Below are 12,582 nucleotides of genomic sequence, written 5' to 3' on the forward strand. Positions count from 1 at the left end.
GTTCACACCGTTGTCACCGGGATTGGCCTCGAAGCCCTTGGCGCGGTGGCGTAACACGTTCTCGACGCTGTCGAGCGCCTTGTAGTACTCGCCCATCGGCCCCTTGATCCGTTTGCCGATCTCGATCAGGGTGTCGCCGAAGTGTTTGGTGTCGTAGATCGGATCGACTGCCGGTACGCGCAGCGCAGCCATCGGCCAGCCTTCGAACGGATAGGTCGGCGAGTCCTGCAGGCGTTCCAGATAGGTGTGGTCCGGTAGCACGATGTCGGCATACATCGCCGTCTCGCCGGGGAAGGGCGAGGTGTCGATCACGAACACGTCCTTGAGGGCTTCTTCCCACACCTGCGGGTTCGGTGCGGTCCAGATCGGGTTGGTGTAGAAGAACATCGCCGTATCGAGCTTGTACGGGTCGCCCTTGAGATGGTTGGGGCCGGCCTCCTGCATCATGTGCGAGGTCATCGGCCATTCGGGTGTGCGGGCCTTGTCGATGCGTGGGTGTTTCTTCCAATCGCCGTTCTTTGCCCAGTCATCCAGGTAGTCGTCGGCATTGACCGGCAGGCCGCCGTACGGGGTGCCCATCTGATAGAACATGCCGCCTTCGGCGAACATGCTTCCGACGAGCGCGTTGAGCGCATGGATTGCCATGCCGTTGTAGGTGCCGTTGGTGTGGGCGGTCGGCCCGCGCTCCATGATTGCCATGGCTGGACGAGTGGTGCCGAACTCGCGCGCCACCCGCACGATGTCGCGGGCGGAGATGGTCGTGACGCTTTCCGCCCATTCCGGCGTCCGGTCCTTGAGCTCCTCGTTCCACCACTCGGTCAGTCCATGTACCCACTTCTCCTCGAAGGCGAACTGGGAGATGGTCTGGCCGGTCCGAAAGCGCATGCCTGGATCGCGAAAATCGCCGACGAACTCGCGATCCCACAGGCCTTCGGTGAGAATCACATGGGCGATTGCGAGGGCCATGGCGCCGTCGGTACCCGGCTTGATGTACAGGGCGCGATCCGATGCCGCCATGGTCGGATTCATCCTGACGTCGATGGTCGTCACCCGGGTCTTCGGGCTCTTGCTGCGCATGTGGCCCCACACCTGCATCAGGTAGTTGTAGGGGCGGAATGCCTCCAGAAAGCTCGCGCCGAAGTTGAGGATGTAATTGGTGTTGCGGTAGTCGTAGGAGTTGTACGAGTCGTTGCCATCGGTCATCTGCTTGGCCCGCTTGGAACCCTCTGCGCACATGGATGCATGCCCGATCGCCGAGTTGGGAGTGCCGTAGAGTTTGCCCCAGTCGCCATAGAGCCCCGCGTCCGACGCACCCCAGCCGCGACCGTAGAAATGCGCGAAGCGATGCGATTCGCCTCGGTCGCGCAGGTCGTTGAGACGCTGGGCAACGATGTCCAGCGCCTCGTCCCACGATATCGGTACGAAACCCGGGTCTTCGTTGCGACCCTTGCGCGGGTTGGTGCGGCGCATCGGCCCCTTGAAGCGGTCGGCGTCGTAGAGGAAATAGGTGCCGAGGTGGCCCTTGGGACAAAGCTTGCCGTTGGCGATCGGGTTGCCGGTGTCACCGTAAATTGCATGCACACGACCGTTGGTGGTGTAGACGTCGATGCCGCAACGAGCTGGGCACTGTGCGCAGATGTTCTTGGTGACGGTGGTCTGACCGCGCGCCGCCTGGGCGTGAGCCGGTCTGGCGGGGGCAAGCCCGGTCAGTCCGCCAGCGCCGGCGACCGCGGCACCGGTGGCGCCGGCGGCCGCGCTGGTCTTCAGAAAGCGCCGCCGGCTCATCAGGGTCTGGAATACGTTCATCTGCTCTGTCTCCTCAACACCGGACGGTGGGTGCATTGCGTGGGTTTCGTTTCGTGGCTGTCTTCATGGTCTCCCTCCTCGATTGAACCGGTTTGCCGCGCCGGACCTCATGTCCGGAATAGGTCGGCGAATAGCGAACTGCCCAGATCCCGCGACTTGGCGCAGGCCGGGCAGACGTCGTCTTCTTTATGGGCGTCCCTGCCTGGGACAAACTGTGTGCCGCAATCCAGGCAACGCTGGCGGCGATGGGCGACGAGCAAGTGCGGCTTAGCCATCAATGCACGCGTTGAGGCCCGCTCGATCCGGATCGCCTGTTCGGGACACTGTTTCTCGCAGAGCCCGCAGCCGATGCACAGGGCGGGATTGAAACTCAGGCCCGCGAGTGCCTCATCCTCGATGTTGCGCAAGGCGGTCGTAGGACAGCTTCGCGCACAGACCTGATGGCCATGACAGGCATCCGTCACTGTCACGACATGGGAGAGACTCGCCGGCAGAGGGGTGTCGATACCGGTCAGTTCGCGCAGGCTCGCCAGTGTCGCGAGACGGGCACTCGGAAGAATGCGTCGGCGGCCGTTTGGCAGGCTGGGCTGTGCCGTGGACTCTCCTGCCACGAAGCGGTGACCCGCGGCGGCGGCGTCACCGGCGAGTCTGCGCAGAAAGCCCCGCCGGTCGATCGGTCGCGCCTGTCCGGAGTCGGGAACATGCCTCGGACGCAGCGTGACAGGAAGCGGTGCGTCGACGACTCGAATGCGTTGTGCCTCAGGCCGGCCGATCTCGGACAGGATGGCGTTGGCCTGCTCGATGTTGCGGCCGGCCGGATGGCGTTGACCGCCGGATTCACAGCCCTCGCACCAACCTCGATCAATCAACGTCGTGTCCGAAACGCCTGCAGTGCGGACCAGACGAAGCCACTGGGCCACGCTGAGTGCCCCCGTGCAGAAAACCCGCAGTGCGTTGTCGTCCGAAAAGTCGCACGGTACCTTTACGCATTCGATGCGGAGTCCGCCAGGTGCGTCGGTCGGCAGATCGCCGTCGAGAACAGCCGGGGAGAGTGCGCCGGTCGGGCACAGCGCCGCGCAGCGGCCACAGTCGGTACAGGCGTCGCTCAGCACCAGAGTTGACTCGCCCAACGACAGAGCAGTGGTTGGGCAAATCCGTACGCACTCGTCGCAACCCAAGTCGGGGTAGCGTAGTGTCAGACAGGCCTCGGGATCAGCACGCAAGCGTGCGTGGGGCGACAGTCTGATCAGGTTTCTGGCGGGGGCGAGTTCCGGCTTCATGTCCCGACCCTTGCAGCAAACATGCCAGCGCCGCAAAACCATGCGACGCAAGGGGAGTTGAGCAAGTGTGCGTTACCGATCGGTAACCATGGCGGACCCGGGTGGCCTCAACGGCTACCGATCGGTAACAGTGCTCGTTTGCTGGTCACGTGCTACGCGATCAGGAGCTGTGCGATAGGGTCACGCGCCTGCTCGCATGTCCCCGCGGCACGGTATAGACTGAAACGCGAGGAGGTAGGAACCGGAGATCATGAACAGGAGACGCTTCATCGGCGCCACGCTCGCGGCAGGCAGCATGTGTGCCCTTCCCGCTGTGGCGGCACTCGCGACCGCCAACGAGCCATTGCGGATCGGCCTGACACCGGTCTTCCTGGATGATCAGGCCGCGTTCCTCAACCGGTGGCGGACGTATCTGTCCGCGCGTATCGGCAGTCCCGTGCTTTTCGTGCAACGGGCGAGTTACCGGGAGATATCGGAACAGATCAGCGCCCGACAAATCGATGTAGCCTGGATGTGCGGTTATCCGTACATGATGGACAGGGCGCGACTGACCTTGCTGGCTGTGCCTCTGCATCTGGGGCGACCCGAATACCATTCCTACCTTATCGTTCGCGACGATCTCCCGGAGGTCGGTCGGATTGGGGATCTGGGCGGCAAGGTGTTCGCGTTCTCGGATCCGAACTCCTTCTCCGGTTCGCTCTATCCCCGCTTCCTGCTGCATGACGCGGGTCTGTCGCTCGAGTCGCATTTTCGGCGCAGCTTCTTCACCTGGTCGCACCGAAAGGTGGTCGAGGCAGTTGCGGCCGGGCTGGCCGACGGGGGCGCGGTGGCCGGCTATGTATGGGAGACAATGTCGCGCCTTCATCCCGAGATCACCGCGCGGACCCGGATCGTGTCGCGCTCTCCGGCCTACGGATTCCCGCCCTTCGTCGCGCGTTCCGATCTCGATGCCGACATCGTAAGAACGGTTCGTGAGGTGTTCGTCGATATGAGGAACGATGCCGCCGGGGCGCAGCTGCTTGAGACTCTCAATCTGGATGGTTTTGTTCCCGGTGATCCCGCGATGTTCGAGCCGATCGCCGCCATGGCCGAGCGGGTGGATTCGCGCTGACATGTTGCTGTTCCGCGACCTCAGCTTCCGCTACAAGATTCCGTTGCGCGCGATTGTGCTCGTGCTGGTGACGGCAGGAACGCTGACCGCGGCCAACGTCATGCGCGAGTATGATCAGCTGCGCAGCGATCTTCTCGACAATGCTGAGAGTCTGGGGCGGGTTCTGGCCTCGGCCCTCATCACCCCGCTGCTGCATGACGACTTGTGGCGGGCTTATGAGATTGTGAGTCTGCCGGTCGAAACCGAGGTGCCTTCAGCGCTCGGGGCAGAAACGCTGATGGTCCTCGATCCGCAGATGCGCGTGTACGTGTCGACGCGGCCACGAACCTACCCGGTGCGTTCCGAGCTGGTCGAGCACGGGCCGGTGCACGCGCAACTGGCCGTGGAGCTTGCAGCCCTGCGCCCTGCAGCCGGTGGCCGCGCGATCGAACTGGCGGAGGCGGATGATTTCTTCGTCGCCATGCCCATCGTTGCCGATGGTGTGAGTCTCGGTACGTTGGTGATGGCATATCCCAAATCGATTTTCCAGCCGCGTTTTCTCGCGATCGTCAATCGTTCGGCGCTGGTGACACTTGTGGTGTTGTTGCTGCTCCTGCCGATGAGTGCCTATTGGGGCAGGCGGATGGCCGACCCTTTGGTGCAGCTCGCCGACTGCATGGGAAAGGTCGGTGATCGGATTCCACCGGAGCCCGAGTACCAGCTTTACGAGTCCCGCGACGAGATCGGTCTCGCGGGTACTCAGCTCAAGAGCATGCTTCGGTCCTTGCGCGAGAAGCAGGCGCTCGAGCAGCAGGTGATCGCGAGCGAGCGGCTAGCCGCAGTCGGACGCATCACCGCAGGCATTGCGCACGAGATCAACAACCCGCTCGGCGGCATGCTCAATGCGATCAGCACCTACAAGAAGCACGGCCAGCCCGAGCTCGCAGTGAGCCGCACCTTGCCGCTGCTCGAGCGCGGATTGCAGCAGATCCGCGACACCGTCGCGGCATTACTGGTCGAAACGCGGGTGCAGAGCCATCCGCTCACGCAGCAGGATCTCGAAGACATCGATACCCTCCTGCATCCGCATACCAGCCGGCGACAGGTTGCTCTGCGCTGGGAAGGCAGGCTGGCCGAACCGCTCTCGCTTCCGTCGACGGCAGTTCGTCAGATCATGCTCAACCTGCTGCTCAACGCGGTTGAGGCAGCAGCGCAGTCAAGTGAAGTGCTCTGTCGAGTGTGCAGGGAAGCGGGACAGCTTCGTGTCGATGTGCTCAATCAGGGCGAGCCGATTGCGGCGGAACGGCTCACGCATCTGTTCGAGCCGTTTGTCGGCGGTCGCAGTGAGGGACACGGATTGGGGCTTTGGGTGACATACCAGCTGGTTCAGCAGCTGGGTGGGAGTATTGATGTGCGCAGCGATGCGGAACATGGCACCGTTTTCACCGTGGTGCTTCCGGTCAGCAAGGAGGATGCTGGATGAGGGCGACTCGGTCGCGACTGTGCCTGATCGAGGACGACGAGATCATGGGCGAATCCCTTTGCGAGCGTTTCGAACTCGAGGGCTTCGCGCATGACTGGCATCGCAGTTGTGCGGAGGCCGAGATCGCGCTGGAACGCCACCACTACGCGGCAGTGGTCAGCGACATCAGGCTGCCTGACCGGGACGGGGGAGATTTATTCCTGGCACTCAAGCAACGTGGTCTGTCAATGCCGCCGTGGATATTCATTACCGGTCATGGTGCGGTCGACCGGGCTGTCGCCCTGCTGAAGGCGGGCGCGGCCGATTACGTGACCAAGCCCTTCGACCTCGATGCGCTGGTCGGACGCCTGACGGTGATGCTGAGCCAGGGTGATGAGGGCGAAGAAGAGGGTCGGCTGGGCGTGTCGCCTGCAATGGAGCATGTTCAGAACTTGCTTCCCCGGCTGGCGAGCCAAGCCAGCACGGTACTGATCTCCGGTGAGTCGGGCGTGGGCAAGGAAGTGGTGGCGCGCGAGCTGCACCGCATTGCGAGTGCGGGGCGGAAGAGCCCCTTCATCGCGGTTAATTGCGGTGCGATCAGCGAAGGCCTGATGGAGGCCGAACTCTTTGGTCACGAGCGGGGCGCCTATACTGGCGCGGTGAAGGAGCGGCCCGGGGTGTTCGAGCAAGCCCATGGCGGCACCTTGTTCCTCGACGAGATCGGCGACATGCCTTTGCCGATGCAGGTGAAGCTCTTGCGCGCGATTCAGGAACGAAAGGTGACCCGGGTCGGTGGCGAACGGACGATCGGCGTCGACTTCAGGCTGATATGCGCAACGCACCGCGATTTGCGCGAAATGGTCGAGGAGGGCGCGTTCCGGGAAGACCTCTTCTATCGCATCAACGTCATCAATCTGCGGCTACCGCCGTTGCGCGAACGTGGCGAAGATGTGCTGTGGCTGGCACGGCGCTTTCTTGCAGCGCATGCTCGGGCGCATCCGGAGGAGCCCAAGCGGCTTACGCCGACCGTTGAGCAGGCCCTGCTGATGCACAGCTGGCCCGGCAACGTAAGAGAGTTGAAGAACGCGATTGAACGGGCCTGTATTCTCAGCGTCGGTGACGAGCTGCAGCTTGAGACCCTGTTCGATGTGCCACCGCCGGGTGAGTTGTTGGAGGGCATTACGGCGGCCGGCCTGGCCGACTATCTGAGGGCCTGCGAACGGGAGTACATCAAGCAGGCGCTCGAGGCCAACGAGGGGCAGATTGCGCGTACCGCGGCACGACTGGGCATCAGCCGAAAGAACCTCTGGGAGCGGATGAAACGGCTCGATCTGTCACAGGGCTGAGGTGGGGCCGTGTCGAATCACAGACACTCCTATCGAGTGCGCAATCATCCCGAGCCTTTCGTTTGAAGAAGGCTGTTGAAGAGGTTCCTCATGTTCGGCCGACACGGATCTCAGGTACTGGGTGTGAATCGGGAGTCCATGCTGCTCGTGGGCATGGCCGCCTCGTTCGCGCTGATCTACTACATGCCGCTGGGGTGGTTGCCGATCGAGGTCGGCGTGCCCCGTGTCGGGCAGGCACTTGGCGAAGCGTTGCTTCTCACGCAATGGTACGCGCGCGAGCACGTCATCCTGTGCCTGTTGCCTGCGTTCGTGATCGCGGGCGCGATGGCTGCCTATATCAGCCAGGGTGCGGTCATGCGGCATCTCGGGCCGACCGCGCCACGACCGGTGGCCTTCGGCGTCGCTTCTGTTTCCGGAACGCTGCTTGCGGTGTGCTCGTGCACCGTGCTTCCGCTGTTCGGTGGGATTTATCGACGGGGTGCAGGGCTGGGGCCGGCAATTGCCTTCCTGTATTCCGGTCCGGCGATCAATGTCATGGCGATCGTCGTGACCAGCAAGGTACTGGGCGCCGAGATCGGCATTGCGCGTGCCGTGGGCGCGATCGTGTTCGCGGTGGTAATCGGTGCATTGATGCACTTCATCTTTCGCCGGGAGGAAGCCGAACGCGCTCGCTCCCCCGGGCGCGGATTCGGGGCGGACGACGACGCGCGTCCGATCGGCGATCTGGTCATGCTGTTTGGCACGATGGTGGGCATTCTGGTCTTCGCGAACTGGGCGAGTGCGGATTCGCCGGCATGGATGGCGGTGCATGCGGTGAAATGGCCGCTGACTGTGCTCCTCGCCGTCGTGCTGGCCGTTGTGCTGGTGCGCCGGTGGGGCTGGTCGATTCGGCGTGTCGGGCTGACTGGCGTGCTCGTGCTGGTTTGCCTTCTGCTGTTTCCGCAGACCCCGGAACTGGCGATGCTGGTTGGCATCGTTGGCGTGATGTGGCAGGCCAGAGGCGAGGGCGACGAAGGGCGGGAGTGGTCGAACCAGACCTGGGATTTCACTAAGCAGATTGTCCCGCTGTTGCTTGGTGGCGTGCTCATCGCAGGGTTCCTGCTCGGTCGTCCCGGTCATGAGGCGCTGGTGCCGGGTTCGTGGGTCGCCTCGGCGGTGGGCGACAACAGTCTGGCGTCGACCTTTCTCGCCGCGGTGCTGGGCGCGTTCATGTATTTCTCCACGCTCACAGAGGTGCCGATCGTCGAGGGTCTGCTGGGTGCCGGCATGGGCAAGGGGCCCGCCCTTGCCATCCTGCTTGCCGGTCCCGCCCTGTCGCTGCCCAACATGCTGGTGATACGCACTGTTCTCGGTACCGCCAAGACGCTCACATACTGTGGCCTGGTGGTATTGATGGCCACTGCGACCGGTTTTTTCTATGGGCAGTTCTTTTGAGGAGTCATCGAAGATGAAGGTGAAGATCTACGGTTCCGGCTGCGCCAAGTGCCAGCAGCTTGCGACCAACGCGGAGACAGCCGCTCGTCGGCTCGGCATCACACTCGAAGTGGAGAAGGTGACCGACATGAACGCCATCATCGACGCCGGGGTGATGCGCACTCCGGCGCTCGGCATCGGGGACGAAGTGCTTGTGGAGGGCAAGGTGGCGAGCAGCGAAGAACTGATGCAGATGCTGGGTCGGTAGCCCGAGACGCCTGGTGTGCAGGCCTTCGGTCCGCCGAAGTGATCAGCGTGCGGACTCGATACGCGGTATCGATACAAGGTCGTCGACGTCCGCTGCGCGGGCCGGGCGGAGTGGGGCACCGTCCATTGAGGGCTACCCGAGATATGGAATGCCGTATATACGGATAGGCAGATATTTGCTATCGTTTGTGCAATGAATCCGGAACATCTTTTCAAGCTCCTGTCCGATCCCACGCGACTGCGATGCGCGCTGCTGCTCCATAGAGAGCTCAGCTTGTGTGTCTGCGAACTGACCGAGGCACTCGAGCTTTCGCAGCCAAAGATCTCGCGTCATCTGGCGATGTTGCGCGAGGGCGGTCTGGTGCAGGACGAACGGCGCGGACAGTGGGTTCATTACCGTCTCCATCCATCCTTGCCAGGATGGGTTGTCGAGGTGCTTGATTCGGCGCGTCGCTCTGATTGGGGAGAGCTTACTGTGAATGCGGATGGCCGGAGACTGGCGGCGATGACTATACGGCCCTCGATCGAGCGCTGTGGGGCATGAATCTTCCTCGGTTGTTATCTCAGGGAATCAAATTGAATGGCTGATAAGAGCAGGCGATCGTCCGAAGCCGCTGGATTAGGTTTTTTCGAACGCTATCTGACGATTTGGGTGGCGCTATGTATCGTTGCGGGGGTCGCGCTTGGCCAATGGCTGCCTGCGGTGCCGGAGGCGCTTGCGAAGATGGAGTATGCGCAGGTTTCCCTTCCGGTCGCGGTGCTGATCTGGGCGATGATCTTCCCAATGATGGTGCAGATCGATTTTGCCGCCATCCTCGGGGTCAGGCGTCAGCCGAAGGGCCTTGTCATTACTACGTCGGTGAACTGGTTGATCAAGCCGTTCACGATGTTTGCGATTTCGTGGTTCTTTCTGATTGTGCTCTTTCGGCCATTGATTCCCGAGGATCTCGCACGGGAGTATCTCGCCGGTGCCATTTTGCTGGGCGCAGCGCCTTGCACGGCAATGGTCTTTGTTTGGAGTTACCTGACGCGGGGCGATGCTGCCTACACGCTTGTCCAGGTTGCCCTGAACGACCTCATCATGCTGTTCGCTTTCGCGCCGATCGTGGTCTTTCTGCTCGGCGTATCGAACATTGTGGTGCCCTGGGACACCGTTGCCCTGTCGGTTGTGCTGTACATCGTGATTCCGTTGTCCGCCGGTTACGCGACCCGGGTGTGGCTGATCCGCAAGCATGGAATCGAGTGGTTCGACAATGTGTTCCTGAAGAAAATCGGCTCGGTGACCCCTGCAGCACTGCTGGTGACGCTGGTGCTGTTGTTTGCCTTCCAGGGCGAGGTGATTCTGAACAATCCGCTTCACATCCTGCTGATTGCCATTCCGCTGACCATTCAGACTTTTCTCATTTTCTTCATTGCCTACGGTTGGGCCAAAGCCTGGAAGGTGCCGCACAACGTGGCGGCCCCTGGTGCGATGATTGGTGCCAGCAACTTCTTCGAACTGGCGGTGGCTGCAGCAATTGCCTTGTTTGGTCTGCAGTCCGGCGCCGCACTTGCGACAGTGGTCGGGGTGCTCGTGGAAGTTCCTTTGATGCTCGCCCTGGTTCGCATCGCCAACCGCACCAGAGGCGGCTTCCCCCAGACCTCGCCGGCACGACCATGACCACGATTGCCATAACACCGGCTGCACAACGCTGGCTGATGGATCAGGGCGGGATGCTGACGCTCCGTACGTCGATTCGCAACGGCTGCTGCGGGGGGCGTGCTGCGGTGCCGGTTGCCGAAGCGCGCTCGCCTGACGAGCCTTTGCAGTACCGCAGTCATCACATGGACGGTTTGAGGGTGTGGGTTGCAGCGGAACTGGAAGACGAGGAGATGAAAGTCGATATCGATGGATTCGGACCATGGTGCAGGCTTTGCCTGGAGGCCGGGATTCGGCCTGCGGCGGACGTCACGACTGAGACGTGAATCGCAAGGAGAAGGCGGACATGTTTGGACATATCGTTGTGGCAGTCGATTTCTCACCCGCATGGGAGACCATTGCCAGAGTTCTTCCGAGTTTGCGCGACTGGGGATGCAAGCGCTTGACGCTCGTGCATGTTCTCGCTGCACGCTATGGTCAAGTCCCGCCCGAGACACATCGTGAGCAATATGACGCGAGGCTCAACGGCTATCGAGATAGTCTGTCGCAGGCCGGCTTCTCCGTCGGGACGGTGGTCGAGGCGGGGGAGCCGGCTCGCACCCTGGCAGATGTCGCCGAGAGGGCGGGCGCTGATGTCATTCTTGCTGGTTCACATGGTCACAGCGCGATTCGTGAGCTGTTTCTTGGCAGCACGGTGTTGAATCTTGCGCGGCTTACACGGATTCCCATGTTGCTGTGGCCGACGAATGCCGTCTTGCCCCCGATAGGCGGCCTGCGTACCGTGGTGCTCGGGACCGATTGTTCGCAGGCTGCAGCGGCTGCCGAGAACCGTTTTGTGGCGCTTGTAGCGGCAGGCGCGAAGGGAGTCGCAGTGTGTGCGATCGAACGTGGAGAGCTGGCTGAGCGCGAACGCGAGCAAAGCTGCGCTCGTGACCATATCCAGAAGCTGACCAACAGGTGCAGGGGCGAGGTGAGCTTCCGCATGGAGGCCGGACTGGCGGCGCAGGTGATTTTAAGGATTGCCCACGACGCTCGAGCCGATCTGCTCATTGTCGGCAAGCGCGGGCACAATCGATTGCACGAGTTGCTGCTCGGCAGCACTGCCGAAGCCGTTTGTCGTGGTTCGGCGCTGCCGGTGCTGCTTGTCCCGACTTAAGACCTGGTTAAAGCCGCAGATAGCTGGCCCGCATTTCTGGCACGGTCACGGCTGCGGCCACCGATGCGCTCGCTGTGGCACGCGGTACTCCCTCTCACTGCTTCGACGTAGTGTCAGCTACGCCTTCAGCGTCGCTCAGTCAGTGCGGCGCACTACAGCGGCACCTCGGCGTCCTCGCTACGCGCCAGTGTGAGAAATGCGGGCTAGTCTCGAAGCAATTCTTCTGCGCTGCTTTGCCTGGACGGGTTTCGCAAGTTAGAATCGAAACTTTTATCGGCCGCAACGCATGAAAAGCAGCCTCGTTATCGGCAACTGGAAATCCAACGGCAGTTTGAGCGGCAACAGGGTTTTGCTCGACGCCGTCGCGAGTGGCGTACCCGCCGGGGTTCGGTGCGCGGTCTGTGTTCCCTATCCGTATCTTGCCCAAGTGGGCGAGATCCTCGAGGATAGCGCAATCGCCTTCGGCAGCCAGGACGTCAGTGAGTACGGCTACGGGGCGTACACTGGCGAAGTGAACGCCGAGATGCTGGCTGAGTTCGGTTGCCGTTTCGTGATCGTGGGCCATTCCGAGCGACGCAGTCTTTTTGACGAGAGCGACGAGACGGTGGCCAGAAAGGCGGGCGCGGTTCTCGATGCGAACATGGTGCCGGTTGTCTGTGTCGGCGAGACCCTGGCACAGCGAGACGCGGGCGAGGTTCATTCGGTGCTTCAGCAACAACTGGATGCGCTGGATACGGTGCGTGGCGCCTCGCGTCTGGCGGGTCTGGTGGTGGCCTATGAGCCGGTGTGGGCGATCGGTACCGGCCGGACGCCGACGCCGGAACAGGTTCAGGATGCACTTGGTTTCGTTCGGGCCTGGTTCGCGGCGCGCATCGATGACGCGGATGCGGTGGATGTTCTGTACGGGGGTAGCGTAAAGGCGGGCAATGCTGCCGAGCTTTTCGCGCTGCCGGATTCGGATGGTGGCTTGATTGGTGGGGCTTCGCTGGTTGCGGACGAATTCGTCGCAATCTGCGCTGCGGCTGTCAGCAAGTCTTGATTGTTTTCTTTGGGTCGGGTTATCAAATGAGCGGTTACATGTTTTCCATCGTGCTGACGATTCACGTGATCGTCGGTCTGGCAG

Annotated in this window: 12 protein-coding genes; 10 read left to right on the plus strand and 2 right to left on the minus strand. The window is 62.2% G+C overall.

From position 1 onward, the window contains the following. Both GPA21_RS15705 and GPA21_RS15710 read right to left on the minus strand, forming a co-directional pair. The coding region (locus tag GPA21_RS15705) for a molybdopterin-dependent oxidoreductase (protein WP_168989075.1) at window positions 1–1,806 on the minus strand (1,806 nt) is incomplete at its 3' end. Between the two features lie 107 nt (window positions 1,807–1,913). Beyond that, on the minus strand, window positions 1,914–3,086 hold the full coding sequence (locus GPA21_RS15710; protein ID WP_168989076.1) for a 4Fe-4S dicluster domain-containing protein: 1,173 nt from the start codon (window positions 3,084–3,086) through the stop codon (window positions 1,914–1,916). Window positions 3,087–3,336: 250 nt separating this feature from the next. Between GPA21_RS15710 and GPA21_RS15715 the strand changes: the two genes are divergently transcribed. The 10 genes from GPA21_RS15715 (at window position 3,337) to tpiA (ending at window position 12,498) form a co-directional block, all read left to right on the plus strand. Then, window positions 3,337–4,197 carry a substrate-binding domain-containing protein gene (locus tag GPA21_RS15715; protein WP_246262003.1) on the plus strand — a complete coding sequence of 287 codons (861 nt, stop codon included), beginning with the start codon at window positions 3,337–3,339 and terminating at the stop codon, window positions 4,195–4,197. Window position 4,198: 1 nt separating this feature from the next. After that, on the plus strand, window positions 4,199–5,659 hold the full coding sequence (locus tag GPA21_RS15720; RefSeq protein WP_168989077.1) for a sensor histidine kinase: 1,461 nt from the start codon (window positions 4,199–4,201) through the stop codon (window positions 5,657–5,659). Continuing rightward, window positions 5,656–6,984, plus strand: a complete 1,329-nt coding sequence (locus GPA21_RS15725) for a sigma-54-dependent transcriptional regulator (RefSeq protein WP_168989078.1) — start codon at window positions 5,656–5,658, stop codon at window positions 6,982–6,984. The genes GPA21_RS15720 and GPA21_RS15725 overlap by 4 nt, the downstream gene beginning before the upstream one ends. A gap of 90 nt (window positions 6,985–7,074) precedes the next feature. Further along, window positions 7,075–8,418 (plus strand): permease, encoded by a 1,344-nt coding sequence (locus GPA21_RS15730; protein ID WP_168989079.1) that lies wholly within the window; start codon window positions 7,075–7,077, stop codon window positions 8,416–8,418. Window positions 8,419–8,431: 13 nt separating this feature from the next. Beyond that, window positions 8,432–8,665 (plus strand): thioredoxin family protein, encoded by a 234-nt coding sequence (locus GPA21_RS15735; protein ID WP_168989080.1) that lies wholly within the window; start codon window positions 8,432–8,434, stop codon window positions 8,663–8,665. A gap of 192 nt (window positions 8,666–8,857) precedes the next feature. Next, window positions 8,858–9,208 carry a metalloregulator ArsR/SmtB family transcription factor gene (locus tag GPA21_RS15740; RefSeq protein ID WP_168989081.1) on the plus strand — a complete coding sequence of 117 codons (351 nt, stop codon included), beginning with the start codon at window positions 8,858–8,860 and terminating at the stop codon, window positions 9,206–9,208. A 36-nt stretch (window positions 9,209–9,244) separates the two neighbouring features. Beyond that, on the plus strand, window positions 9,245–10,324 hold the full coding sequence (gene arsB, locus GPA21_RS15745; protein ID WP_168989082.1) for an ACR3 family arsenite efflux transporter: 1,080 nt from the start codon (window positions 9,245–9,247) through the stop codon (window positions 10,322–10,324). Continuing rightward, complete coding sequence (locus GPA21_RS15750; protein ID WP_168989083.1) at window positions 10,321–10,629, plus strand: CC/Se motif family (seleno)protein; 309 nt, start codon at window positions 10,321–10,323, stop codon at window positions 10,627–10,629. Before arsB ends, GPA21_RS15750 begins: the two co-directional genes overlap by 4 nt. 20 nt (window positions 10,630–10,649) lie before the next feature. Further along, on the plus strand, window positions 10,650–11,459 hold the full coding sequence (locus GPA21_RS15755) for a universal stress protein (protein ID WP_168989084.1): 810 nt from the start codon (window positions 10,650–10,652) through the stop codon (window positions 11,457–11,459). A gap of 286 nt (window positions 11,460–11,745) precedes the next feature. Continuing rightward, the gene (gene tpiA, locus GPA21_RS15760) at window positions 11,746–12,498 is read left to right on the plus strand and encodes a triose-phosphate isomerase (RefSeq protein WP_168989085.1); all 753 of its coding nucleotides are present in this window, start codon (window positions 11,746–11,748) and stop codon (window positions 12,496–12,498) included. Window positions 12,499–12,582 lie beyond the last annotated feature (84 nt).

It is taken from the genome of Azoarcus taiwanensis (genome assembly GCF_012910885.1).
Lineage (GTDB): Bacteria > Pseudomonadota > Gammaproteobacteria > Burkholderiales > Rhodocyclaceae > Azoarcus_F > Azoarcus_F taiwanensis.